Source organism: Pseudomonas phenolilytica, from assembly GCF_021432765.1.
GTDB classification, from domain to species: Bacteria; Pseudomonadota; Gammaproteobacteria; order Pseudomonadales; family Pseudomonadaceae; genus Stutzerimonas; species Stutzerimonas phenolilytica.
This window is the reverse complement of the sequence record NZ_CP058908.1, coordinates 2,966,311-2,989,743: the sequence shown is the minus strand read 5'-3', so window position 1 is coordinate 2,989,743 and position 23,433 is coordinate 2,966,311. Positions and strand designations below refer to the sequence as shown.

Annotated in this window: 22 protein-coding genes; 9 read left to right on the top strand and 13 right to left on the bottom strand. The window is 64.9% G+C overall.

The genetic code is table 11. The features are described 5' to 3' along the window. Positions 1-36 precede the first annotated feature (36 nt). The gene (locus tag HU825_RS14345; protein ID WP_008568716.1) at positions 37-252 is read left to right on the top strand and encodes a TOBE domain-containing protein; all 216 of its coding nucleotides are present in this window, start codon (positions 37-39) and stop codon (positions 250-252) included. A gap of 39 nt (positions 253-291) precedes the next feature. On the opposite strand, the gene HU825_RS14340 is transcribed toward HU825_RS14345, so the two are convergent. The 5 genes from HU825_RS14340 to HU825_RS18910 form a co-directional block, all read right to left on the bottom strand. Beyond that, the gene (locus HU825_RS14340) at positions 292-537 is read right to left on the bottom strand and encodes a hypothetical protein (RefSeq protein WP_008568717.1); all 246 of its coding nucleotides are present in this window, start codon (positions 535-537) and stop codon (positions 292-294) included. 154 nt (positions 538-691) lie between these two features. Further along, positions 692-2,953, bottom strand: coding sequence for an ATP-dependent DNA helicase (locus HU825_RS14335; RefSeq protein WP_234302301.1), 2,262 nt, complete (start codon positions 2,951-2,953; stop codon positions 692-694). After that, positions 2,950-4,596, bottom strand: coding sequence for a VRR-NUC domain-containing protein (locus HU825_RS14330; RefSeq protein ID WP_234302300.1), 1,647 nt, complete (start codon positions 4,594-4,596; stop codon positions 2,950-2,952). The genes HU825_RS14335 and HU825_RS14330 overlap by 4 nt, the downstream gene beginning before the upstream one ends. A gap of 133 nt (positions 4,597-4,729) precedes the next feature. Then, entirely contained in the window at positions 4,730-6,118 is a 1,389-nt protein-coding gene (gene hemN / locus HU825_RS14325) for an oxygen-independent coproporphyrinogen III oxidase (RefSeq protein ID WP_138299900.1), read from the bottom strand. A 194-nt stretch (positions 6,119-6,312) separates the two neighbouring features. After that, on the bottom strand, positions 6,313-7,017 hold the full coding sequence (locus tag HU825_RS18910) for a methyl-accepting chemotaxis protein (RefSeq protein ID WP_431978474.1): 705 nt from the start codon (positions 7,015-7,017) through the stop codon (positions 6,313-6,315). Between the two features lie 1,477 nt (positions 7,018-8,494). Here HU825_RS18910 and galU point away from each other — a divergent pair. Further along, the gene (galU, locus tag HU825_RS14315) at positions 8,495-9,331 is read left to right on the top strand and encodes a UTP--glucose-1-phosphate uridylyltransferase GalU (RefSeq protein ID WP_043296762.1); all 837 of its coding nucleotides are present in this window, start codon (positions 8,495-8,497) and stop codon (positions 9,329-9,331) included. A 60-nt stretch (positions 9,332-9,391) separates the two neighbouring features. Here the strand turns inward: galU and HU825_RS14310 are convergent, their stop codons facing one another. After that, complete coding sequence (locus HU825_RS14310; RefSeq protein ID WP_077683275.1) at positions 9,392-9,814, bottom strand: VOC family protein; 423 nt, start codon at positions 9,812-9,814, stop codon at positions 9,392-9,394. 71 nt (positions 9,815-9,885) lie between these two features. On the opposite strand from HU825_RS14310, the gene gorA reads away from it, so the two are divergent. Beyond that, a complete protein-coding gene (gene gorA, locus HU825_RS14305; protein ID WP_234302299.1) occupies positions 9,886-11,244 on the top strand; it encodes a glutathione-disulfide reductase in 1,359 nt (452 codons plus the stop codon). A 58-nt stretch (positions 11,245-11,302) separates the two neighbouring features. Here gorA and HU825_RS14300 read toward each other — a convergent pair whose 3' ends face one another. Both HU825_RS14300 and HU825_RS14295 read right to left on the bottom strand, forming a co-directional pair. Continuing rightward, a complete protein-coding gene (locus HU825_RS14300) occupies positions 11,303-11,806 on the bottom strand; it encodes a copper chaperone PCu(A)C (protein WP_102828453.1) in 504 nt (167 codons plus the stop codon). 309 nt (positions 11,807-12,115) lie between these two features. Then, positions 12,116-13,003: a helix-turn-helix domain-containing protein gene (locus HU825_RS14295; RefSeq protein WP_234302298.1), complete on the bottom strand. Its 888-nt coding sequence runs from the start codon at positions 13,001-13,003 to the stop codon at positions 12,116-12,118. A 183-nt stretch (positions 13,004-13,186) separates the two neighbouring features. On the opposite strand from HU825_RS14295, the gene HU825_RS14290 reads away from it, so the two are divergent. From HU825_RS14290 to HU825_RS14275, 4 genes are read left to right on the top strand one after another with little or no spacing between them, the layout of a single operon-like run. Further along, on the top strand, positions 13,187-15,241 hold the full coding sequence (locus HU825_RS14290; protein ID WP_234302297.1) for an FUSC family protein: 2,055 nt from the start codon (positions 13,187-13,189) through the stop codon (positions 15,239-15,241). Continuing rightward, positions 15,238-15,441, top strand: a complete 204-nt coding sequence (locus HU825_RS14285) for a DUF1656 domain-containing protein (protein WP_043296772.1) — start codon at positions 15,238-15,240, stop codon at positions 15,439-15,441. The genes HU825_RS14290 and HU825_RS14285 overlap by 4 nt, the downstream gene beginning before the upstream one ends. 4 nt (positions 15,442-15,445) lie before the next feature. Next, on the top strand, positions 15,446-16,348 hold the full coding sequence (locus HU825_RS14280; protein ID WP_043296774.1) for an efflux RND transporter periplasmic adaptor subunit: 903 nt from the start codon (positions 15,446-15,448) through the stop codon (positions 16,346-16,348). Continuing rightward, positions 16,345-17,799 (top strand): efflux transporter outer membrane subunit, encoded by a 1,455-nt coding sequence (locus tag HU825_RS14275; RefSeq protein ID WP_234302296.1) that lies wholly within the window; start codon positions 16,345-16,347, stop codon positions 17,797-17,799. The genes HU825_RS14280 and HU825_RS14275 overlap by 4 nt, the downstream gene beginning before the upstream one ends. Before the next feature lie 4 nt (positions 17,800-17,803). Here the strand turns inward: HU825_RS14275 and HU825_RS14270 are convergent, their stop codons facing one another. Next, on the bottom strand, positions 17,804-18,130 hold the full coding sequence (locus HU825_RS14270; RefSeq protein ID WP_178099679.1) for a YnfA family protein: 327 nt from the start codon (positions 18,128-18,130) through the stop codon (positions 17,804-17,806). A 21-nt stretch (positions 18,131-18,151) separates the two neighbouring features. Next, positions 18,152-18,550, bottom strand: a complete 399-nt coding sequence (locus HU825_RS14265; protein ID WP_102828457.1) for a YkvA family protein — start codon at positions 18,548-18,550, stop codon at positions 18,152-18,154. Between the two features lie 174 nt (positions 18,551-18,724). Between HU825_RS14265 and HU825_RS14260 the strand changes: the two genes are divergently transcribed. Together HU825_RS14260 and HU825_RS14255 are read left to right on the top strand one after the other, a co-directional pair. After that, positions 18,725-19,660 carry a LysR family transcriptional regulator gene (locus HU825_RS14260; RefSeq protein ID WP_234302295.1) on the top strand — a complete coding sequence of 312 codons (936 nt, stop codon included), beginning with the start codon at positions 18,725-18,727 and terminating at the stop codon, positions 19,658-19,660. A gap of 271 nt (positions 19,661-19,931) precedes the next feature. After that, positions 19,932-20,168, top strand: a complete 237-nt coding sequence (locus tag HU825_RS14255) for a DUF2790 domain-containing protein (protein WP_054094754.1) — start codon at positions 19,932-19,934, stop codon at positions 20,166-20,168. Positions 20,169-20,245: 77 nt separating this feature from the next. Here the strand turns inward: HU825_RS14255 and HU825_RS14250 are convergent, their stop codons facing one another. The 3 genes from HU825_RS14250 to HU825_RS14240 are packed head-to-tail and all read right to left on the bottom strand — an operon-like array spanning position 20,246 to position 23,427. Continuing rightward, on the bottom strand, positions 20,246-20,515 hold the full coding sequence (locus HU825_RS14250) for a cold-shock protein (RefSeq protein WP_052079010.1): 270 nt from the start codon (positions 20,513-20,515) through the stop codon (positions 20,246-20,248). Between the two features lie 35 nt (positions 20,516-20,550). After that, a complete protein-coding gene (ligD, locus tag HU825_RS14245; RefSeq protein ID WP_234302294.1) occupies positions 20,551-23,115 on the bottom strand; it encodes a DNA ligase D in 2,565 nt (854 codons plus the stop codon). 9 nt (positions 23,116-23,124) lie between these two features. Further along, positions 23,125-23,427, bottom strand: a complete 303-nt coding sequence (locus tag HU825_RS14240) for a hypothetical protein (protein WP_234302293.1) — start codon at positions 23,425-23,427, stop codon at positions 23,125-23,127. Positions 23,428-23,433: the final 6 nt, after the last annotated feature.

Sequence of the window (23,433 nt, the reverse complement as noted above, 5' to 3'; positions counted from 1 at the left end):
CCATCTCCAACCCGACTACTCAGACGGAGCAACACCATGACCATAAAGGCCATCAACGTACGCAATCAATTCAGGGGCACCATTCGCGAGATCGTCCAGGGCGACGTGCTGTCGGAAATCGACGTGCAGACCGCGGCAGGCATCGTCACCTCAGTGATCACCACGCGCTCGGTGCGCGAGCTGGAGCTTGGGATCGGCAGCGAGGTGATCGCGTTTGTCAAATCGACCGAAGTGTCGATCGCCAAGCTGTGAGAGTGCGCCCCGGCAAGTAATTGCCAGGGCGCTTGCGGCTCAGGATTTGACGCCCAGCAGGTCGAGCGCTTCGCCGAGCACTTTGACCGACTGGGCGTGATCGCCGGCGTTGTGCAGTTGCTCGCCCTCGGCGCGCAACTGCTTGACGCGTTCGAGGGTGGTAGCGTCGCTGGGCGGATTGGCGGCGAGCTGTTCGTCGATCTTGGCCATGTCCATCGGACAATGCATGGCCCAGAGCGGGGCACTGAAGAGAGCGGCAACGGTGAAACTGATAAGGCGACGCATGGCGGTATCCTCCGATGGGTTCGATTCGAGTATAGAAGCGATCCCCCGACGGCCTATGCGTTTACGATCCGCAGGAATAGCCGAAAACTATTAGTCGTTAACTCAATATGTTATGCCGTTATCTTGATGTGAAACTTCATATCTAGCAGCAGCTTTATCTGCCGATTTCCCACCACGACGGCAACAGGCGGCGTACCTGTGTGCGGGCAAAACGATCGTCGATCAGGTGGATGACGCCTTCGTCCTGGGTGGTGCGAATCACTCGACCGGCAGCCTGCACCACCTTCTGCAGGCCGGGGTAGAGATAGGTGTAGTCATAGCCGTTGCCGAATACCGCCTCCATACGCGCCTTGAGCTGTTCGTTGACCGGGTTGACCTGTGGCAGACCAAGGGTCGCGACGAACGCGCCGATCAGCCGATTGCCCGGCAGGTCGATGCCTTCGGCGAACGCACCGCCGAGCACGGCGAAGCCGATACCACGTCCGTTCGCCTCGAAGCGCGCAAGAAAAGCCTCGCGGGCGCTCTCCTGCATGCCGCGGGTTTGCTGCCAGATCGGCACGTCGGGATGGCATTCGGCGAGCAGCGCGGCGACCTGATGCAGGTAGTCGAAGCTGCTGAAGAACGCCAGGTAATTGCCCGGCCGCCGACGATACTGCTCAGCCAGCAGCGCAACGATCGGCGCCAGGGAACGCTCGCGGTCCTGGTAGCGGGTGGAGATATGCCGCGCCAGCTGCACCTGCAGCTGCTCACCACGAAACGGCGAGTCCACGTCGATCCAGACACTGCTGGTCGGCACCCCCAGGGTGTCGGCGTAGAACCGACGCGGGCTGAGCGTGGCGGAAAACAGCACGCAGGCGCGCGCCTGCGCCAGCCGCGGCGCGAGGAACGGCGCCGGGATCACATTGCGCAGGCACAACCGCGAAGCCTTGCCACGAGCCGAACCGCCCGCGGGCAGTAATGTGCAATCGACCAGCGAGTGCTCGCCGAACAGTTCAGCCATCCGGCACAGATGCATGGCCTGGAAGTAGGCGTTGAGTATGGCGGCGTCCACCCCGGTGGGGTTCTCGCCCAGGTAATCGGTAACGGCGCTAACCAGTTGCTGCAGCGCGCCGATCAGCTTTTGCGGCAGTTCCGCCAGCACGCGATACTCGCCGGTCTGGTCGCGGTGCAGCTCGTTCCAACAGCGCTGAATACGGCTGAGCGATTTGTGCAGTTTTGCAGGAGCTTTGGCTCGCAAGCCTTTGAAATCTCGTTGATCCAACTCGGCGCTGTACATGCTCCGAGCGCGCTCGAGGAGGTTGTGCGCTTCATCCACCAGCACGCAGGCACGCCACTGATTGGTCAGCGTCAGCCCGTGGAGCAGCGCGCTGACGTCGAAGTAGTAGTTGTAATCGCCGATCACCACGTCAGCCCAGCGCGCCATTTCCTGGCTGAGGTAGTAAGGACAGACATCGTGCGCCAGCGCCACCTCGCGCAGCGTCGTCTGATCCAGCTGCGGGTGCGCCAGCGCGGCTTGTCGCGCCACCGGCAGCCGGTCATAGAAGCCGCGCGCCAGCGGACAGGACTCGCCGTGGCAGGCCTTGTCCGGATGCTCGCAGGCCTTGTCGCGGGCAATGAGCTCCAGCACGCGCACCTCGTCCGCGCCAGTGCGCTGCAACGTCTGCAGTGCGTCCAGCGCCAGGCGTCGCCCCGAGGTCTTGGCGGCAAGGAAGAACAGCTTGTCCAGCTGCTGGCCTGGCATCGCCTTGAGCAGCGGGAACAACGTGCCCAGCGTCTTGCCGATGCCGGTCGGGGCCTGCGCCATCAACACGGTGCCGGTGCAGGCGGCCTTGTATGTCGCTTCGGCTAGCTGACGCTGGCCCTGGCGGAATTCACCATAGGGGAATTTCAGCGCATGTAACGCCAGATCGCGCTGCGCGCGGTGGGCCAGTTCCTGCTCGGCCCAGGCGAGGAAGCGCATGCACTGGGCCTCGAAGAACTGGCGCAGTTCGTCAGCACGATGGCGTTCGATCAGCAGCGTTTCCTTCTGGCTGAGCACGTCGAAATACACCAGCGCCAGCTCGATTTCCGCCAGTCCCCGCGTTTGGCAGAGCAGCCAGCCGTAGACCTTGGCTTGCGCCCAATGCAGCAGGCGATGGTTGGCCGGCTGGCGGGAGAGGTCGCCGCGGAACGTCTTGATCTCCTCCAGACGGTTGCGCTGCGGATCGTAGCCATCGGCCCGGCCGCGCACGGTAAGCGTACCGTAGGTGCCTTCCAGGGCGACTTCGCGCTCGTAGCCCGCGCCCCGGCGGGCGGTGACCTGAGCGTGACCGGCGATGCCTTCCAGCGCGGTGGGCGAGGGCGTGAAGCGTAAGTCCAGATCGCCCTGCTTGGCGGTGAACTCGCAGAGTGCCCGCACGGCAATCCGATAGTTCACGCTGCGCTTTCCGCCCACTGCACGTAGCACACGCTGAGCGGCAGGCCGTGCTCATCGGCGAAGGCCAGCCAGCGCAGCTGGTTGTCCTGCAGGCGGTCGCCAGGGCCTTTGACTTCGATCATCCGGTAGCGCCGCTCGGCCGGCCAGAACTGGATCAGGTCGGGCAGACCGCTGCGATTGCTGCCGATGTCGGCGAGCATGCGTTGGAAGATCAGCTTGAGGTGCGCGGCCGGCAGACAGTCCAACGCCTGCTGCAGCAGCGCCTCATCGAGCATGCCCCAGCTGACGAAGGCGTTGTGGATGCCGTACTTCGCGCGGAAGGCGCGGTGGATGCACTCGCGATAGCCGTCACCATCCAGATGAGCAAGACAGCCGCCGAACAGCTCGGCGCGACGCTGATGGAAATCGGCGCGCTCGAGGTCCGCCGGCGCCCAATGGAACGGATGGAAGAACGCGCCCGGCAGCGGCGCGAACAGCGCGTCCCAGCACAGCAAGCCGAACAGCGAACCGAGCAGGGTGTTTTCCACGTAATGCACGGGCGCGTCGCTAGTGCTCAGGTGGACGCGCACCGCCTGCTCCACACGGACGGCACCCGCCGGGTGCGGCAGCAGCAGGTCGATGCGCTCCACCGTCGCCGAACGCCGTTGCGCTGCAGGCTGCAAGCCGAGGCTGCGCTGCAGGCGCGGCAGGATGCGCGCCAGTTGCTGGGCTTCGTTCTCGGATTCCGGTGCGGCGGCGGCTTGCAATGCGAGCGTCAGCGCGGCCTCCGGCTGCCCGCAACGTTCGAGCACGCGAATGGCCCGCTCGCGCGCACCGGGATAGCCGTTGCCCGCATGGACGCGCAGCGCTTGCTCGAATGCGCCCTGGCGTTCCAGCTGCTGGCCGATGCGCAGGAGCAATTTTCCGCGCCGACTCTCCAGCCAGGGATTGGCGAAGGCCTGCGCGGGGACATCGGCGAGCAGCTCCGCCAGCGGCTCGCTGGCATCGAAGCGTTCGCGGCAATGCTGCATGTGCAGGTAGGCATCCACCTCCGCGCGACTGGCGAAGGCCCGTGAGGCGGGCGAGAAGGGCACCTGCTCGTAGCGATGGATGCCGAGGTCGGCCAGGACGAATTCCGACCAGTCCTGATGGGCGTTGCCGAAGAACATCAACCGCAGACGTTCGCTGAATGCGCTGATGCGTAAGGCGAAGATCCGGTCATCCAGTGCGGGATGCCATTGGTGCAGCGTCTGCGCGCTGGCATGGCTGGCGCGCAGACAGTCCAGCAGCTCGGGTTTGCGCATACGCCGTCCGGCGGCGGAATCGAAGACCTGTAACAGTTCGTCCTTCTTGAGCAACGCAAACAGCTGCTCCAGAGCCAGCGCCGGCACGGGATCGACCCAGCCGCGCGCAATCAGCGGTTCGCTCGCCTGCAACGCGCAGCCGATCTCGGTGTAGCGCAGCTTGCTCGCACGAAACAGTTCGCCCTTGCGCATCACCATGCGCACCAGCAGCGCCCGCGAGGGCCGCGGCAACTGAGGGAAAGCGTCCAGAAAGGCACGCTCGTCCTCGTCCAGCAGGTCGCCGTGATGCTGACCGACCCAGGCAAGCACGCGCTCGAAGTTGTCGAGGTAGTAGAAGGGATTTTCCAGAGGCTGGCGCATCGCACGTCTGCTCACACGGGGCGGAGGCGCCCGGCTTAAGACTGGCTATTTATCCAGTTATGACGTGTTTTGGCAACGCCGGAACGATCGGCGGAGAGACGAAGCGGGCAGACGCCCGCTTCGTGCACAGGACTCAGACGGTGCGCGAGAAACGTCCGCGCTGCTCGCCGCCGAGGTAGGCGTCGAAGGCCATGGCGACGTTGCGCATCATCAGCTGCCCTTGCGGCAGCAGGATCAATGCGTCGTCACGCAATTCCACCAGGCCATCGGCGACATGCTCGGCCAGCTGGGCCAGCGAATCGGCGAAGTATTCGCGGAAGTGGATGCCATGCTTGCGCTCGATCGCCGCGTAATCAATGCGACCGTGGCACATCAGCGAGATGATCACGTCGCGGCGCAGTCGGTCGTCGGCGCTGAGCTGGTAGCCGCGCTGCACCGGCAGGATGCCCTCGTTCAGACGCGCGTAGTACTGCGAAAGCTCCTTGACGTTCTGGCTGTAGCTGTCGCCGACCTTGCCGATCGAGGAAATGCCGAGACCGATCAGGTCGCAGTCGGCATGGGTCGAATAGCCCTGAAAATTGCGCTGCAGCGTGCCATTGGCGCGTGCGAGGGTCAGTTCGTCATCCGGCAGCGAGAAGTGGTCCATGCCGATGTAGACGTAGCCAGCCGCGGTCAGGCGCTGGATGGTCAGCTCCAGCAACTCCAGCTTGCGCTCGGGCGGCGGCATGTCTTCTGGGCGGATCAGCTTCTGCGCGCGCACCAGGTCCGGCAGGTGCGCGTAGCTGTAGGCAGCGATGCGATCCGGGCGGATGTCGATGATCTTGTTCAGCGTGGTGTTGAAACTTTCCACGGTCTGCAGCGGCAGGCCGTAGATCAGATCGACGCTGACCGACTTGAACTGCGCATCACGCGCGGCCTGTACCAGCTCGCGGGTCTGCTCCTCGGTCTGGATGCGGTTGACTGCGGCCTGCACGCGGGCATCGAAGTCCTGCACGCCGAAGCTCAAGCGATTGAAGCCCAGTTTGCGCAGTGTGTGGATCTGCTCCGGGGTGACGGTGCGCGGGTCGACTTCCAGCGAAAACTCGTGATCGTCGCTGTCGTCCATGTTGAACGCCTGGTGCAGCGTCGCCATCAGGTCGGCCAGTTGCTCGCTGGTGAAATAGGTCGGCGTGCCGCCGCCCAGGTGCAGCTGGGTCAGCTTGCGCGAGCGATCGAACAGCGCGGCCTGCATGGCGATCTCGCGCTTGAGGTATTCGAGATACTCGACGGCGCGCTCGGTCTTGTGGGTGATGATCTTGTTGCAGGCGCAGTAGTAGCACAGGCTCTTGCAGAACGGGATGTGGATGTACACCGACAGGGGCTTGGGCGTAGGCGCCTCGTTGCTGGCGCGCGCGGCGTTGCGGTAGTCGTCGGCGGCGAAGGCCTGGTGAAACTGCGGCGCGGTGGGATACGAGGTGTAGCGCGGACCCGGGCGGTCATATTTCTCGACCAGGGCGCGGTTGAAGCTCGGCGTTTGGTCCATGTTCGGTTTCACCTTGCGGGTTGAAAGGGGGGGAAGGCCGCGGCATGCGCCGGTCCGGCCGAGAGGCTGGCGCGGATTATCGCCGATTCGCGCACGCGAGCCGACTGTTTCCGATCAAGAAGTCTGGCGGCAAACGCCGGGGCGACGCTTCCACCGCAGACACGGCGCGGGGCAGGGCGCCCCGCGCTCGGCGTTCAGAGCTTGAACTGGCCGACCAGACGGTTCAGTTCGGCGGCCAGACGCACCAGTTCCTCGCTGATCTGCGAGGTCTGGGTGGCATCGGCCGAGGTGGTGTCGGCGATCCGGCTGATGTTGGTGATGTTGCGGTTGATCTCCTCGGCAACCGCGCTCTGCTGCTCGGCAGCGGTGGCGATCTGGGTATTCATCTCGTTGATCGTGCCGACTTCATCGGCGATGGCGCCGAGGCTCTGCGCCGCGCGGGCCACGCAATCGGAACCCGAGCGCGCGCGCGACTGGGCGGCGATCATCGCCTGCACGGCATTGCCCACGCCCTGTTGCAGCTGCTCGATCATGCGCTGGATTTCCTCGGTGGACTTCTGCGTGCGCGAGGCGAGGGTGCGCACCTCGTCGGCGACCACGGCGAAGCCGCGACCCTGCTCGCCGGCCCGCGCGGCCTCGATGGCCGCGTTCAGGGCCAGCAGGTTGGTCTGCTCGGCGATGCCGTTGATTACCCCCACCACGGTATCGATGCTGGCGCTGTCCGCTTCGAGCTGGCGTACGACGACGGCGGCCTTTTCGATGTCCTGGATCAGCGTGTCGATACCGTCCAGCGCCTCACTGGCCACGCGCACGCCGGATTTGGATTCGAGGTCGGCGTCGTTGGAGGCGGTAGCGGTCTGGTTGGCGTTGCGCGCGACTTCCTGCACGGTGGCGCTCATCTCGTTCATCGCCGAGGCGACCATGTCGGTCTCGCTGCGCTGCTCCATGACCGCACCGAGGGTTTTTTCCGCAACATGGGATACCCGGTCGGAAACGTCGCCCAGCTGGCGCGTCACGCCAGCCACGGCTTCGAGACTGTGGCGGAACTTCTCGATCATGCGGTTGAACGCGTTGCCCATCGCGCCGATTTCGTCCTGCGCACCGATCGATACGCTGCGGCTCAGGTCTTCGTCGCGGGTCATCGCTTCCATCGTGTGGCGCATGGCGTGGATGCGGCTGATGATCACGCGGCGCACGGTGTAGATCATCACGCCAACGCCGGCCAGCAGCAGGAGCAGCTGGATGCCGCCGAGCAGCCAGATGTTGCGTTCGACTTCGGCGTCCAGCGCCTTGAGGTCGTAGCTGATGCGCACGGCGCCCATCACCGTGTTCTCGGCCACCTGGTGACAGGTCAGGCAGTTGGTGCCGCGATAATCGGCATGAGCCAGGATCGGGTTGATCACGGTCAGCACCCGACGACCGTTCTGCTTGGTGACCTCCATGATCGCCTTGCCGGCCAGGGCACTGCGATCCAAAGCATCGGCCGGCGCCTGATGGTCAAAACCGGCGCCGAAGGTCTTGATGACCGCATCGCCGCGCACGATGCGCGCATCGATCACACCGGGACGGGCGAGAATCTTCTGCCGCAGCACGTCGCGCTGGGCCATCGTGCCAGTCAGCATCATGGTGTTGATGCTGTCGAAATAGGAGTCGGCGGCATCCTTGGTCTGCTGTTCGACCACGTGCAGGACCAGGTTCTTCTCGGCACTGGCCGCGATGTAGAGCGAGGCGGACATGATCAGCAGCAGCACGAGCAGCAGCGCCAGGTTGATCTTGGTCTGTACGGACAGTTGTCGAGGAGCGGGGGAGTTGGTCATGTTCGTCCTTAGATCTACTGCTGCACGCACATGCCGGGCGGTGGCAAGGCGGGCGCCAAATGACTGCAGACTCGCTATCGGCCTAATAGCCGCGTTCTTTAAAGGGAAATGGCGGCCTGCACGCCGGGCAACAACGATAGTGGCGATATGATATTTGCGATACGTACGGTTGACGTCACTCGGACGACAAACTTCAGTGAAATCATCGTGTTCGCTGATCTGGATCAGCTAAGCGCGGTTTCCGGAACAGGCCGTTTGCGACGCGGTTTGACGGTCTCGTTCGGGGCAGGATTTTTTTGTATCACGAGGCCGCTGTAGAGCATTTACAGACGGGCCAATAGCCATTAGCGTGGCGCCCGCTGAACGGGACTGTTTGTTGGCTTGCGCGTAGTCCCGGCGGTTGCAAGGTCGGCGCACTTTCGGATTTGCCGCAGCCCGGCGAACCCCCTGTGATTTGCATGGTCGTAGCCTCTGCGTCGGGCTTCCGGCGAACCCCGCGAGGGCAGCTGCTATCTATCAAGGCAGTGCATCAACTGGAACCTTTATTTCAAGGACTCACATGATCAAGAAATGCCTTTTTCCCGCTGCCGGCTATGGCACGCGTTTTCTACCTGCAACCAAAGCCATGCCCAAGGAAATGCTGCCGGTGGTGAACAAGCCCCTGATCCAATACGGGGTCGAAGAGGCACTGGCCGCGGGCCTGACCGAAATCGCGATGGTGACCGGACGCGGCAAGCGCTCGCTGGAAGACCACTTCGATATCAGCTATGAGCTCGAACACCAGATTCGCAACACCGACAAGGAGAAGTATCTGGTCGGTATCCGCCGCCTGATCGACGAATGCACGTTCTCCTACACCCGCCAGATTGAAATGAAAGGCCTCGGCCACGCCATCCTCAGCGGCCGTCCGCTGATCGGCGACGAGCCGTTCGCCGTGGTGCTGGCCGACGACCTGTGCATCAACCTCGGCGGCGATCCGGTCCTGGCGCAGATGGTCAAGCTGTACAACCAGTTCCGCTGCTCGATCGTGGCGATCCAGGAAGTGCCGCCGGAGGAAACCAGCAAGTACGGTGTAATTGCCGGCGAAATGATCCGCGACGACATCTTCCGCGTCAGCCACATGGTCGAGAAGCCCAAGCCCGAGGACGCGCCGTCCAACCTGGCGATCATCGGCCGCTACATCCTGACACCGGACATCTTCGCGCTGATCGAGCAGACCGAGCCGGGCAAGGGCGGCGAGATCCAGATCACCGACGCGCTGATGAAGCAGGCGCAGGACGGTTGCGTGCTGGCCTACAAGTTCAAGGGCCAGCGTTTCGACTGTGGTAGCGCCGAGGGCTACATCGCCGCGACCAACTACTGCTACGAGCACTTCTACCTGAGCGGCAAGTTCTGATCGCAGAACGCGACGCGCCGCCGGACGAAATGGGCCACCTTCGGGTGGCCCATTCGTTTTTCAGGGCGCCGGCAATTCCTGCGCACCGGGACCGAGCGGCTGCCCGTAGCTGAATTCCACATAGTTGCCCGCAGGATCGCGCAGGCCGCAGTAATAGCCGACCGGATAGGGTTCATCGCGCGGTTCCCAGATCAGACAACCAGCCGCACGTGCCTCGTCGGCAATCGCATCGACCGCGGCGCGGCTGTCCAGGGCGAAGCCGAAATGGCTGTAGTCATCGCCCGCCAGCGCGCGGTCGTGTCCACCCGGCATGATCACGAAGATGAACTCGCGCTCCTTTCCGGGCTCGGCCATCCAGACGATGCGCGAGCCCTTGCCCGCGCGTTGGTGGAATACGTGCATGCCACAGAAACGCGAGTAGAAATCGATGCAGGCGTCCAGATCCGGCACATGCAGGGCGATGTGGGTAAGGGTAGGGGGCATGCGTCACTCCTCCGCTGATGGTGCGCGATGGCTGGGGTATGCTGTCCCGCTCTAGAAGGAGACAACATCTCATGGCTTACGACTTCGATCTATTCGTCATCGGCGCCGGCTCCGGCGGTGTGCGCGCAGCGCGCTTCGCAGCGGGCTTCGGCGCACGGGTTGCCGTGGCCGAGAGCCGCTATCTGGGAGGCACCTGCGTCAACGTCGGCTGCGTGCCGAAGAAACTGCTGGTCTACGGCGCGCACTACGCCGAAGACATCGCCCAGGCACAGAGTTACGGCTGGACGGTCGAGGGCGCGAGCTTCGACTGGACGTCGCTGATCGCCAACAAGAACCGCGAAATCCAGCGCCTCAACGGCATCTATCACAACCTGCTGGTCGACAGCGGTGTGACCCTGCTGCAAGCGCATGCGCGCCTGGTCGACGCGCACACCGTCGAGGTGGACGGCAAGCACTACAGCGCCGAACACATCCTGATCGCCACCGGCGGCTGGCCGCAGGTGCCGGACATTCCCGGGCGCGAGCACGCCATCACCTCCAACGAGGCGTTCTATCTGGAGGTGCTGCCGCGGCGCGTACTGGTCGTCGGTGGCGGCTACATCGCGGTGGAGTTCGCTTCGATCTTTCACGGCTGCGGCGCACAAACCTCGCTGCTGTATCGCGGCGAGTTGTTCCTGCGCGGCTTCGACGGCTCGCTGCGCGATCATCTGAAGGACGAACTGATCAAGAAGGGCGTCGATCTACAGTTCAACGCGGATATCGCCCGCATCGATCGGCAAACGGACGGCAGCCTGCTGGCGACACTCAAGGACGGCCGGACGCTGGAAGCGGATTGCATTTTCTACGCCACCGGCCGCCGGCCGATGCTCGACGGACTGGGGCTCGACACGCTCGAGGTGGCGCTGGACGAGCGCGGCTTCATCGCCGTCGACGACGAGTTCCGCACGTCGATTCCATCGATCCTCGCCATCGGCGACGTCATTGGCCGCGTGCAGCTGACACCAGTCGCGCTTGCCGAAGGCATGGCGGTGGCGCGTCGCTTGTTCAAACCGGAAGATTATCGTCCGGTGGACTACACCTGCATCCCGACTGCGGTATTCAGCCTGCCGAACATGGCGACTGTCGGCCTAACCGAAGAGGAGGCGCGCAAGCAGGGCCGCAAGGTCACCGTCTTCGAGAGTCGCTTCCGTCCGATGAAACTGACCATGACCGACAGCCTGGAACGCAGCCTGATGAAGCTGGTGGTCGATGCCGAAACCGATCGCGTGCTGGGTTGCCACATGGCCGGACCCGATGCCGGCGAAATCATGCAGGGGCTGGCCGTTGCCCTTAAGGCCGGGGCGACGAAGCGGGTATTCGACGAAACCGTGGGCATTCATCCCACGGCGGCGGAAGAGTTCGTCACCATGCGCACGCCTGCGTCGATCTGAACGGGCGAAGCCACAGGAAAGGAGGGCGCCGATCTGGCGCCCGACCGACGATACTCGATCAGTGATGCATGTGCGGGTTGGCAGCCGGCGGCGCGGCCGGTGCTTCATCGAGAATATCGACATCGGTGGTGATTTGGCCGGCATGTTCAAACTCGAGCGTCAGCTCGAAGCGCTCGCCAGCCGCCAACGGTTGCTTCAGACCGAACAGCATCACGTGGTTGCCGCTGGGTTGAAAACGGACCGTTTCGCCAGCCGGAACGGCTACGGAGTCCACCTGTTGCATGCGCATCATGTCGCCTTCGTGCACATGGGTGTGCAGCTCGGCTTTCTCCGCGCGCAACGTGTGCGCGGCGATCAGCCGATCATCCCGATCGCCCGCATTGTCCAGCACGAAATAAACCGCACCGTTAGCGGCGCTCGGCGGCATGGCACGCGACCAGGCCTGGCTTACCGAAACGGTTGCGGCCTGAGCGGGTGCAGATGATGAATGATGATGCTCCTGGGCGTTAGCAGCCAGGCAAAACGCACTCAGACAGCTCGCGGTCAATAGGCGAAGCAGCATGGAAAGACTCCCGGTGAAATGGACGCCGCAACATAACACGCGCAGTTGCACGCCACGAGGCAGTGCAGCGGACAGCGTCATGGGCCGGCATCTAACGTTGATGAGGATCAAAGGGCGGAGGATGGCTAGCGATGGCTCAATATCATTGTGGGCTACCAAGGATTCCCGCAAGTGACAGGATGGAGATAAATATCCTATTTAACATAATATAGATTATGAGAACTCATAGATATCGACTGTAGGCGGGACAACAGCGTCAGCGCGCTATCCAGCGCGATGCTGAGTCTCTTCGTGTCCACTTTCTGCCCGTCACGACTGCGCATCACGGAATGCGGCGCGGAAATCGCTAGGTTTGAGGCCGGACTGTTTGCGGAAGAACCGGCTGAAATACGCCGCATCGGCAAAGCCTAGGTCGCGAGCGATCTGTTGGATATCAAGGCTGGTGTACGCCAGTTGCCGTTGCGCTTCGCGGACGATGCGTGCACTGACGATTGCGCTTGGCGATTCGCCGAATTGTTCGCGACAGGCACGCCCCAGCGTGGCCACTGTGACGCCGAGCGCCTCCGCATAGCGGCCGAGCGACCACTGCTGACGATAATGCGCATCGACCAGCTCGCGAAACCGCCCCAACATGGCCGAGCGGCGCCCGCGGCTCTGGATGGGTGTCGGCGCCGGGCGCTCAAGCCGTGTGATGCGCAGCAGCAACGCAGCCAGCAGCGCCTGCCCGGCAGCGACGCTTCCGGGGGCCTGACTTTCGGCTTCGGCCTCGATCAGCTCGAATAGCGGCCAGATCGGCTCGCTGCCATCGGCTGGCCACGGCAACGCCACGACTACCGGACGCTGCAGGAATGCCAGCAGATCGGCGGAGAGAATGCGCGCCGTCGACTCGAGCGGCCGCTGTGCCACCGTGATGACCGGGCCGTCAGTCTCGGCGCTGTAGCGAAACGCATGCACGGTGCGTTGCGGCAGCAGGATCAGGCACGGCGCCTGGAACGCCATGCGGCTGTTTTCCAGCGAAACCTCGCCGTGCCCCCGACGCACGTAGACGATCTGTAGCAATGAATCGTGCTGATGCGGGCGAATTTCGCGCTGATGCGACTCGCCTCGCGTGCTGATCCACTCCAGATGCAGCAGGTTCTGCCAGCTCGGCAAGGCGGCCTGACCGTACAGCGCGTAATTGGGTATGCGTTTGGTCATTGTCGTGATTCAGCAAAGCAAGACGGGCGTTTACGTCGACATCGAACGCCCGGATAGGTCGCAATTGTCCTAGTGCTTGTTCAATTTGTCATAGCGAATTCGCGTTAAATGTAACTTCTTGTGTGCTTGCGTGGCGCCCTGTCACCTCCTCCCCGGCGCGCGCTTCTTCAGAACAGACCTGCTATGACCATGCCGACCTGGCGCGAATGGCTGTTTTCGGCCAAGGCGCTGATTGCTGCCCTGCTCGCGCTCTACATTGCCCTGGCGATTCCGCTGGACAACCCGTACTGGGCGATGGCCTCGGTGTATGTCGTGTCGCACCCGCTTTCCGGGGCGACGCGCTCCAAGGCTATCTACCGCGCGCTGGGCACGCTGCTCGGTGCGGCGGCGTCGGTCGTACTGCTGCCGATGTTCGCCCAGCAACCGGTGATGCTGAGCCTGGTGATCTCGCTGTGGATCGGCGCCCTACTCTTTCTATCATTGCTGGACCGCTCGCCGCGCAGCTACATCTTCATGCTGGCTGCCTACACGGTGCCGCTGGTCAGCCTGGCCGAGGTCAATCACCCGTCGACGATCTTCGATGTCGCTCTGGCGCGCTCCGAGGAAATCCTGCTGGGGATCGTCTGCGCCAGTGTGGTCAATGCCGTGCTGTTTCCCAGCCGTATCGCCACCACGCTCGGCGCGAAGATGGGCCTGTTGTTGCAGGATGGCCGTGCCGCCGTCAGCCGCATGCTCAATGCGCGGCACCTTGGCGAGGCCGATCAGCGCGCGCTGAACGCGCTGCTGGTCGACGTGATGGGCCTGGACGGCATGATCAATCACCTGAGCTACGACAGCAGCAGTCATCTGTCGGCGACGCACGCGCGCGAGTTTCGTGCACGCATGGCGATGCTGATGCCGCAGCTGATTTCCGCGGCGGACGCCTTGCACCGCCTGCAGGACGAACTGCATGGCCTGCTGCCGGAACTGGAGGAATACCTGCAGGATGTCGATCAGTGGATTCAGGGCGATGCGCCGGACGGGAGCGCCGAACAGCTGCGCGAGCGCGCCCAGCAACTGGCCGCCTGGCTCTGCGATACCCATCCGGCCCACGCGTTGGCGATCGACAGCGGCCTGCGTCAGCTGCGCGCGCTGGTCGATCTCTGGCAGGACTGTCTCGATCTGCACCGGCAGTTTCGCGACGGCCACGCCGATGCGGCGCCGGCACTGCGCTACCACGTGCAGCAGCTGATCGGCGGTCCGCGCCACTACGATTACGGTCTGCTGGCGTTCTCCGCCGCGTCGGTTGCCCTGTCGATCTTCTGTCTTTGCATGCTGTGGTTCGTTTCCGGCTGGGAGTACGGCTACAGCGGCGTCTTCATCGCCGCGGTAGCCGGATGCTTCTTCGCCAGTCAGGACAATCCGGCCCCATTCATCCGCTCGTTTCTGATCGCCACGCTGTTTTCCTCCGTCGCGGCGGGCATCTATTTGTTCGCGCTGATGCCCAACGTGCACGACTTCGGCAGCCTGGCCACCCTCCTCGCCGTGCCGCTGCTGGTGCTGGGAACCCTCGCCGGCCGCCCGCAACATGCCGGCACGGTGATCCTGGTGGCCGTGCAGACGATCTCCAATATCACCATTCAGGACAGCTATCGCGCGGACTTCCAGCTGTTCGCCGACATCGCGTTGTCGACCGCGCTCGGCGTGATCTTCGCGCTGGTCTGGGCGCGCCTGAGTCGGCCGTTCGGCACGTTCTGGGCGGCGCGCCGGCTGGAACGGCATGGCTGGCTGAGCCTGGCCGAGCTGGCCGTGACGCGCCGCAAGCGGGATTACGCGACGGTCGCCTCGAGCTTCGTCGATCGCACCGCGCAGCTGCTGCCGCGCCTCACCCAGCTGGGCGACGACGGTCAGGCGCTGAACGATGCCACGCGCGAGCTGCGCGTGTGCTTCCGGCTGCTGGAGCTGCGCGAGCTGCACCTGACGCGAGGCAAAGAACAGCAGGTGCAAATGGTGCTGCAGCAGCTCCGCGAACACTTCCTCGCCTGCGCCCGGGCGCATCGCCAGCTGCCGCCCGCCGAAGAATTGCTGCAGGCCCTGGAGAGCACGCTGCGGCTGCTGCAGGACGATCCCACGCGCATCGCCCGCAAGGCCGCACAGGCACTGCACGGCCTGCGCCTGGCGTTGTTTCCCCACGCACCGGCCAGCGTGCCGATGCGACCGCCGCCGTCCGCGGCGGAACTTGCCGGAGCCTTCGCATGACCGGTCATCTGAATGTCTACGGCGTCTACGTGCCGGTGTTGCTGGTGGCGATGCTGGCCGCCTACGGCGCGAAGAGCGTGATCGCCGCGGTACTGCGGCGGCTGGGCTTTTACCGCTGGGTCTGGCACCCGCCGCTGTTCAATCTCGCCCTGTACATCCTCGTACTCGGCGCCCTGTTCAACCTCGTACCCAGGATGTGAATGCGTGAAGAACTGGATACCCGCCATCGGCTCGGTGCTGCTCACCCTGCTGGCCGTGAGCGCCGCAGTTATCGTCAGCCTGCACCTGTGGGACTACTACATGGAAGCGCCCTGGACGCGCGACGGCCACGTTCACGCCGACATCATCCAGGTCGCGCCGGACGTTTCCGGGCTGGTGACCGAGCTGCACGTACGTGACAACCAGAAGGTCAGCCGCGGCCAAGTGCTGTTCGTCATCGACCAGGCACGCTTCGAACTGGCCGTCGACGAAGCCGAGGCCAATGTATTGGAGCGCCGCGCGCAGCTCGACCAGGCGCGTCGCGAAGCCAGGCGCAACCGCGTGCTCAAGGACCTCATTGCCGCCGAAACCGTCGAGATTGGCGACACCCAGGTCAAGCGTGCCGAAGCCGCACTGGCCACCGCCGAAGCCGCGCTCGGCGTGGCGCGGCTGGACCTCAAGCGCACCCGCGTGCTCAGCCCGGTGGACGGCTATCTCAGCGACCAGACCATGCGCGTCGGCGACTACGTGAAAACCGGCACACCTGTCTTGTCGATCGTCGATACCGACTCCCTGCGCGTCGAGGGCTACTTCGAGGAAACCAAGCTGCACGCCATTGCCATCGGCCAGCCGGTGGACATTCACATCATGGGCGAGTCGCAGCACCTGCAGGGCCATGTGCAGAGCATTGCCGCAGGCATCGAGGATCGCGACCGCGCGCGCGGCAATTCGCTGCTGCCCAACATCGACCCGAGCTTCAACTGGGTCCGCCTGGCCCAGCGCATCCCGGTGCGGGTGGTGCTGGACGAGGGCCAGCAGACCGACATCCGCATGGTCATCGGCCGCACGGCGACGCTTTCGGTGCTGCCCTGGCCCGCCGCCGCGGATGCGCAGCCGGTGAAGCCATGAGCCGCACGTCGCGCTGCGCGTCGCTCGCGCTGATCGCCCTGCTGTCGGGCTGTTCGGCTGTCGGTCCGGATTACCAGGTGCCTGACGAGGCGGTCATCAAACAGGAGAAGGCGCAGCAATCCTTCGACCTCGCCGACAATGCCGCCGTCAGCGCAAGGACCCTGCCCGACGACTGGTGGCGACTGTACGACGACCCGTTGCTCGACCAGCTGGTGCGCGCGGCGCTCGACGGCAACCGCGACGTGCGCCTGGCGTACCACAACCTGCGGCGTGCCTACGAGGGCTATCAGATGGCGCATCACGCGCAGGAGGTCGAGATCGGCGGCAGCGGCTCGCTCGCACGCGGCCAGTTGTCCAGCGAAGCGCTGGCATTGCATGAAAAGCTGCCGATGATGAACCTTGCAGACGCCGGGCTGACCGTTGGCTATCAGCTCGACCTGTTCGGCAAGCTGCAGCGCGCCACCGAATCGGCCGCCGCCAGCGCCCAGTCCAGCCAGGCCGCGCTGGATACCGCGCGTATCACCGTGGTGGCGCAGGTCGTGCGCGATTACGTCGAAGCCTGCCATGCCACCGAGGAACTGCACATCGCCGGGCAGTCGCTGGATATCCAGCAACGTCAGCTCGACGTCGCCGAGCGACTGTTCGCCGGTGGGCGCGGCAATCAGATCGACGTCGCCCGCGCCCGCGCCCAGACCGAGGCGCTACGCGCCGAGCTGCCGCCGTTCGAGACCAAGAAGGCAGCCGCGCTCTACCGCCTGGCCGCCCTGCTCGGCCGCACGCCCGGCGACCTGCCGCCGACGGTTGCCGCCTGCACGCATGCGCCACAGCTGAGCCAGCCGATTCCGGTGGGCGATGGCGCAGCTCTGCTCAAGCGTCGCCCGGACATTCGCGCCGCCGAACGGCAACTGGCCGCCGCCACCGCCGATATCGGTGTGGCGACCGCGATGATGTACCCCGAAGTCAGCCTCGGCGCCAGCGCGGGCTACACCGGCATGCTCGAGCACATGGGCGATCCGATCACCCGGCGCTGGGCGTTCGGTCCGCATATCGCCTGGCACTTCCCGACCCAGGTCGACCGTGCCCGCGTGCGTGCCACCGAGGCCGGTGCCGACGCCGCGCTCGCCCGCTTCGATGGCGTGGTGCTCGACGCGCTGCGTGAAACCCAGACGCTGCTCGCCCGCTACGCCGACGACCTGCAGCGTAACCGCGCCCTGCGCCAGTCGCGCGATGCGGCCAAGGCAGCCGCCGAGTACAGCCGCACGCTGTATCAGGAGGGCCGGCTTGCCTACCTCGACAGTCTGGACGCCGAGCGCACACTGGCCGCCAGTGAAGCCACCCTCGCCGCATCCGAGGCCCGGTTGTCACAGGATCAGGTCGACCTGTTCCTCGCCCTGGGCGGAGGTTGGACGACCGTCGCCGGCAGCGAGCCGGGCGTGGCCGCCGCGCATTGAGTGATCAGTGCGCGGTCGGTTGCAACGCGATGACCGCCATGCCGACCAGCGCGATGGTGGCACCGGCGATGTCCCAGCGCGTCAGCGCGACGCCGTCGACCAGCCGCAGCCAGAGCAGCGCGACCGCTATGTACATGCCGCCGTATGCAGCATAGGTGCGCCCGGCCGCGGTCGGATGCAGCGTCAGCAGCCAGGCGAACAGCGCCAGCGAAAGCGCGGCCGGCACCAGCAGCAGCGCGCTCTTGCCTTGCTTCAGGACCAGCCAGGGCAGATAGCAGCCGAGAATTTCCGCCAGCGCGGTCAGGGCAAACAGGCCAACCAGACGTAACAGTTCCACGCAGTTGTTCCTTGATCAGAGGCCGGCCGGGCTGGCGGCGTAGAGATGCCAGAGCCACGCGAGCAGCCCCAGCCAGATGAGCACGATCACCCCCGCCGCAACCCGGTTGACGGGCCGAGGCGTCTGTTGCGCTTCCCAGGCCAGCGCCTGCTGGCGGCATTCTTCCAGCAGCGCGGTGGGCATCAGGCGCAGCGCCAGCCAGATTCCCAGCGGCAGGAGCAGCAGGTCGTCCAGATAGCCCAATACCGGGATGAAGTCGGGAATCAGGTCGATGGGACTGAGCGCATAAGCCACCACGCACAGGGCGATCAGCTTGGGCAGCCAGGGCGTGCGTGGATGCCGGCAAGCGAACCAGAGCACCATCACCTGGCGCTTGAGCAGCCTGGCCCAGCGGCGGAGATCGTCGAGCATCATGAGCGAAGCGTCTCGGTAACCAACAGAGGCGGCTAGTCTGCGTGGTGTCGGGCGCGCGTCAAGCGCCGATAATGTATGCGGCGACGATACTTGCGCAAAACGAAACAACGCTTCTCCCCTTCACTCGATGCGGGCACCATTCGCCTCGTCAGTTGCGCCAAGAGGTAAACATCGATGGATATGCTGCAGGCCATGCGGGCGTTCGTGCGGGTGGTCGACGCCGGCAGCTTCACCGCGGCCGCGGCGCAGTCGGCGACCTCCACGGCGCAGGTCTCGCGCCAGGTCGCCGAGCTGGAAAGCCAGTTGCAGGCGCGTCTGCTGCATCGCACCACCCGGCGGCTGGCGCTGACCGAAGCCGGCGAGCGCTTCCTCGAGCAGAGTCGGCAGATTCTCGCCCAACTCGAACAGGCCCGGCTGGAGGCCAGCGGCGCGCACCTGACACCGCGCGGACGGCTGCGCGTGCACTCCACCACTGGGCTCGGCATCCAGATGCTGGCCACGCTGGCGAGCCGCTACAGCGAGCAGTATCCCGAGGTGAATCTGGAGCTGATGCTCTCGCAGCGCCAACCGGATCTGCTGGGCGAAAGCCTGGACGTGGTCATCACGCTTTCACGCGAGCTGCCGGATTCCGAACTGATCGCGCAGAATCTCGGCTCTGTGTTCAACCTGGTCTGCGCCGCGCCCAGCTACCTCAGGCAGCACGGCACTCCAACGACTCCGCAGGAGCTGCAGCAGTATCGTTGCCTGCGTCTGGTCGATCCGGTGTTCGCCGATGCCTGGGAATTCAACGACGGCGACGCCGTGCACCTGATCCATCCGGGCGACACCTTCAAGGTCAACGTCGCCGAGGCAATGGCCAGTGCCGCCGAGGCCGGCATGGGCATCTGCCTGCTGCCCGACTACGTGGCCGCGCCGGCGCTGCAGCGCGGCACGCTGGTGCGCCTGTTGCCGGGCTTCCGCCTGCAGTGCAAGCACATCTACGCGCTGTACCCATCGCGGCGGTTTCTCGATGCGAAGATCAAGACCTGGCTGGAGTTTCTCAAGCTGGAACTGCCCAAGGCTTTTGACAGCTATCACCAGATCATTCAGAACCCGAACTACTGGGCCTGATTGTTGCTGATTCGGTAAAGGTCTATGACGATGCGCGTCATTTTTTACCGATACGACGCGGCGTATTCTGCGTCAGTGGCAACAGCGGTTTCCCTGCACCGCTAGACCGCCCGATCGAGTGCTCCTTCGCTCCCGCGGTCATTGCCCCTTTCGGGCCGCTCTCCTCGTTGCGGCCCTGTTTATTGCGCCGGCGCACCTCAGACGTGAGCCGGCTTCGGGCGGTACCCGGCTTGGCCCTGTCGACCGCCAGACACATCGTTAGAGGTTCGATATGAAAAAGCTGCTGTGTATCGCCAGTCTGGCGCTGTGCGCCCCGCTGGCCAATGCTGAAACCGCGACCGTGCCCTATCAGTACGGTGACGAGCTGGACGTTGCCGAGGTCGTTTCGCTGGAAGTTCCGGCCGGCGGCTGCGAGATCGTCGAGGCGAAGATGACCTACGTCGACTCTCAGGGCGAAACCCATGTGACGTCGTATCTGCGCCAGGGGCCGGACTGCCACAACTTCTGACCGCGAATGGCGTGTCGAACAGCAACGATGCCGACAGGCGCCGTTGCTGTTTTATTTTTGCGCTGTCGGCGAGCGTGCTATACCTCGCCGCGCTCCACCTTTCTCGCCTCCGGTCCTTCGTCGCCCAGCTCCTCGGCGAAGCGCACCTGATCGCCTTTTCGCAAGCCATCGAACGCGCCACCGGCCACGTCGCGCCGGTGAAACGGCAATTGCCGGCCGTCGGTCGTCTCGATCCGGCCGCGGCCTTGCCCGGCGTCCAGCTCGATCACCAGCCCCTGATGCTGCACCACGGGCGTGTCGTCGCCAGTCGTCGGTGCGCTGGATGATTCGTCGTACGATTTGTCCATGACGCTTACCTCGCTGTGATGGGGTTGCGCGCGGCTCAACCGCCAAGGCGTGCGCGCATGTCGTCGTCGATGCGTTGTCGTACCGTTGGCAGCTCAGCCCAGGGATCCGCCTCGCCCAGCTCCTGCAGACGCTCGAACAGGTTGCCGACCGTCCACAGGTTGGCGCCCTGCAATTCGCTCAGCTCATCGCGGTGGATGGGCACGGAAACCGGCAGTCCCGGCCGTGCGCGAACCGAATAGGCCGACACCGTGCTGGCGCCGCGGCTGTTGCGCAGGTAGTCGATGAAGATGCGGCCGACGCGGTTCTTCGGTCCGCTGACGGCGGAAAAGTGGCCCGGCAGCAGCTTGGCGAGATAGCGGGCGATGGCATGGCTGAAGGCTTTCACTTCACTCCAGCCATGCACCGGCGCCAGCGGCACGACGATGTGCAGTCCCTTGCCGCCGCTGGTCTTGAGAAACGACTGCAGGCCGATCTCGTCCAGCAGCGTCTGGGTCAGCTGGGTAGCCTCGACCATGCGTTTCCACGGCAAGGCGGGGTCTGGGTCGAGGTCGAGCACGAAACGGTCCGGGTGCTCCAGCCCGGGGGCGACGGCATTCCAGGCGTGCAGCTCGATGGTGCCCATCTGTGCCGCACCGACCAGCGCGTCGCGGCTGTCGATCACCAGCAGCGCGCCGTGCTTGTCGAGCGCCGGATCGAGCTGGGTGATGTGCGGGATGCTCAGCTTGTCCGCGTGCTTCTGGAAGAACAGCTCGCCGGTGATGCCTTCCGGCGCGCGCACCAGCGCCAGCGGGCGATCGCGCAGTTGCGGCAGCAGCCACGGCGCGAGACGGGCGTAGAAGCGCGCCAGTTCGAGCTTGGTAGTGCCGCTGTGCGGGTCGATGACGCGTTCCGGGTTGGAGATGCGCACGCCGGTGTCGGCGAGCGGATCGTCCGCCTTGCGCCTGCCGCCCCGGCTGCGCGCCGCGCTAACCGGCCGGGCGCGCTCGCGGGTGATCGCCTGTGCCGGTTTGTCGGTGCGCAGGCCATGGAACACCGCATGCCGCACCACGCCCTGGCGTGTCATCTCGGCATAGGCCACTTCGCACATCAGCTTCGGTTCGAGCCATTGCGCGCCGCGCACATCGGTCGCCGGCGGCGCCTTGTCCAGCGGGCAGCGGGCGATTTCCAGCGCCTGCAAGCGCCGATGCAGGCTGGTTAGCGTCGCCACATCGAAGCCTGTGCCCACCTTGCCGGCGTAGCGCAGCTGCCCGTCATCGTCATGCAGCCCCAGCAGCAACGCACCGAAACCGGTGCGCGTGCCCTTGGGGGCGGTGTAGCCGACGATGATGAATTCCTGGCGGTTGCCGCACTTGATCTTGACCCAGCTGCTGCTGCGCTTGCCGACATAGCTGCTGCCGCCGCGCTTGCCGATCAGCCCTTCGAGCTTCATCTGGCAGGCGCTTTCGAGAATGCTCTGCGGCGCCTCGGTGAAATCCTCGGAAAAACGCAGCAGATCGCTATCGCTACGCGCCAGAACTTCACGCAACGCCGCGCGACGCTGCTCCAGCGGCACCTCGCGCAGGTCCAGCCCGTTCAGGTACGGCGCATCGAACAGGTAATAGAGGATGCCGCCACTGCGGCCGGCCTCGAAGGCATTCTGCAGCGCCTGGAAATCCGGCGTGCCGCTCTCGTCCGGCACCACCACCTCGCCATCGAGCCAGCCCGATTGCAGCCCGAGCCCGGCAAGCGCGGCAGCCTGCTGCGGCATCTTCGCCGTCCAGTCATGGCCATTGCGGGTGAACAGCTGCACCCGCCCCGCATCAATGCGCGCAAGGATGCGGTAGCCGTCGAACTTGATCTCGTAGCGCCAGTCACCGCTCGGCACCGCATCCACCAGCGTGGCCAACTGCGGTGTCAGCGTGGCCGGCAGGTCAGCGGCAACGGCGCCCGGTAGCGCTTGCGGCGGCGCCTTGGTCGCCGCGCCCTTTCGCGTGCGACCTGGGCGCTTCACCGGCTTGGGCGGATCTTCCTCGGTGCGTTTGCGCGCCGTCCCGCGGCGGCGCGGCACCAAAGTGCGCTCGCTGAGCACGCTGTCCGGCTGGGCGGCGGTGATGTCGTAATCGGCTTGCTCGCGCGCGGCCTCATCGCGGGATTTGATCAGGAACCACTGCTCCTGCTTGCCCTCCATGCGAGTACGCACCAGATTCCAGCTGCCGGCGAGCTTCTCGCCCTGCAAGGTGAATTTCAGCTTGCCCTTGCGATAACCGACCTGCGGATCACCGTCCGGTAGCCAGACGCCGCGATCCCAGACGATCACGTCACCGGCGCCGTAGTGCCCTTCGGGGATATGCCCCTCGAAGCTGGCATAGTCCAGCGGATGATCCTCGACATGGACCGCCAGCCGGCGCACCGCTGGGTCCAGGCTCGGCCCCTTGGGAATCGCCCAGCTCTTCAGCGTGCCGTCGAGTTCCAGGCGGAAGTCGTAATGCAGTCGCGTGGCGTCATGTTTCTGGATGCAGTACTGCAGCGCCTGCTCGCTGCGCCGGGTGCGCTTATGCGTGCCAGCCGGCTCGGGCGTGGCGGCGAAATCACGCTTGCGCTGGTACTCGTCGAGCGCCATGACGCCCCGTCAATCCAGCTCGCCGGCGCTGGTGGAGGGATCGTCGTGGCCGCCGGGTGCCGAGTGTCGCGTCGGATCGGTGGACGGCTCCGCCTCCCGATCATGCTTGGGCGTGACCACCGGCCGGCCATCTTCGGTAACCGTGCGCCCCTGCTCGTCCTTGCGCGTTTCTACTTCTTCGTGCGGCGTCGGATTACCCATCGTGCTGGGCGGCGAGGCGCGATCGTCGCCAGGCGTGCCGGCCGGATACTGCGCCAGTGCGGGCAATGTCAGTACGCCGGCTAGTACCACCGCCAGGAATGCTTTCTTCATGTGGTC

Excerpts from the sequence above, each read along its gene's own strand:
- HU825_RS14340 (WP_008568717.1), bottom strand. The coding sequence starts at position 537 with ATGCGTCGCCTTATCAGTTTCACCGTTGCCGCTCTCTTCAGTGCCCCG.
- HU825_RS14275 (WP_234302296.1), top strand. The coding sequence starts at position 16,345 with ATGAGCCGCACGTCGCGCTGCGCGTCGCTCGCGCTGATCGCCCTGCTG.
- HU825_RS14310 (WP_077683275.1), bottom strand. The coding sequence starts at position 9,814 with ATGCCCCCTACCCTTACCCACATCGCCCTGCATGTGCCGGATCTGGAC.
- HU825_RS14240 (WP_234302293.1), bottom strand. The coding sequence starts at position 23,427 with ATGAAGAAAGCATTCCTGGCGGTGGTACTAGCCGGCGTACTGACATTG.
- ligD (WP_234302294.1), bottom strand. The coding sequence starts at position 23,115 with ATGGCGCTCGACGAGTACCAGCGCAAGCGTGATTTCGCCGCCACGCCC.
- HU825_RS14345 (WP_008568716.1), top strand. The coding sequence starts at position 37 with ATGACCATAAAGGCCATCAACGTACGCAATCAATTCAGGGGCACCATT.
- HU825_RS14255 (WP_054094754.1), top strand. The coding sequence starts at position 19,932 with ATGAAAAAGCTGCTGTGTATCGCCAGTCTGGCGCTGTGCGCCCCGCTG.
- HU825_RS14290 (WP_234302297.1), top strand. The coding sequence starts at position 13,187 with ATGACCATGCCGACCTGGCGCGAATGGCTGTTTTCGGCCAAGGCGCTG.
- HU825_RS18910 (WP_431978474.1), bottom strand. The coding sequence starts at position 7,017 with ATGAGCGCCACCGTGCAGGAAGTCGCGCGCAACGCCAACCAGACCGCT.
- HU825_RS14330 (WP_234302300.1), bottom strand. The coding sequence starts at position 4,596 with ATGCGCCAGCCTCTGGAAAATCCCTTCTACTACCTCGACAACTTCGAG.
- HU825_RS14265 (WP_102828457.1), bottom strand. The coding sequence starts at position 18,550 with ATGATGCTCGACGATCTCCGCCGCTGGGCCAGGCTGCTCAAGCGCCAG.
- HU825_RS14285 (WP_043296772.1), top strand. The coding sequence starts at position 15,238 with ATGACCGGTCATCTGAATGTCTACGGCGTCTACGTGCCGGTGTTGCTG.
- galU (WP_043296762.1), top strand. The coding sequence starts at position 8,495 with ATGATCAAGAAATGCCTTTTTCCCGCTGCCGGCTATGGCACGCGTTTT.
- HU825_RS14260 (WP_234302295.1), top strand. The coding sequence starts at position 18,725 with ATGGATATGCTGCAGGCCATGCGGGCGTTCGTGCGGGTGGTCGACGCC.
- hemN (WP_138299900.1), bottom strand. The coding sequence starts at position 6,118 with ATGGACCAAACGCCGAGCTTCAACCGCGCCCTGGTCGAGAAATATGAC.
- gorA (WP_234302299.1), top strand. The coding sequence starts at position 9,886 with ATGGCTTACGACTTCGATCTATTCGTCATCGGCGCCGGCTCCGGCGGT.
- HU825_RS14300 (WP_102828453.1), bottom strand. The coding sequence starts at position 11,806 with ATGCTGCTTCGCCTATTGACCGCGAGCTGTCTGAGTGCGTTTTGCCTG.
- HU825_RS14295 (WP_234302298.1), bottom strand. The coding sequence starts at position 13,003 with ATGACCAAACGCATACCCAATTACGCGCTGTACGGTCAGGCCGCCTTG.
- HU825_RS14250 (WP_052079010.1), bottom strand. The coding sequence starts at position 20,515 with ATGGACAAATCGTACGACGAATCATCCAGCGCACCGACGACTGGCGAC.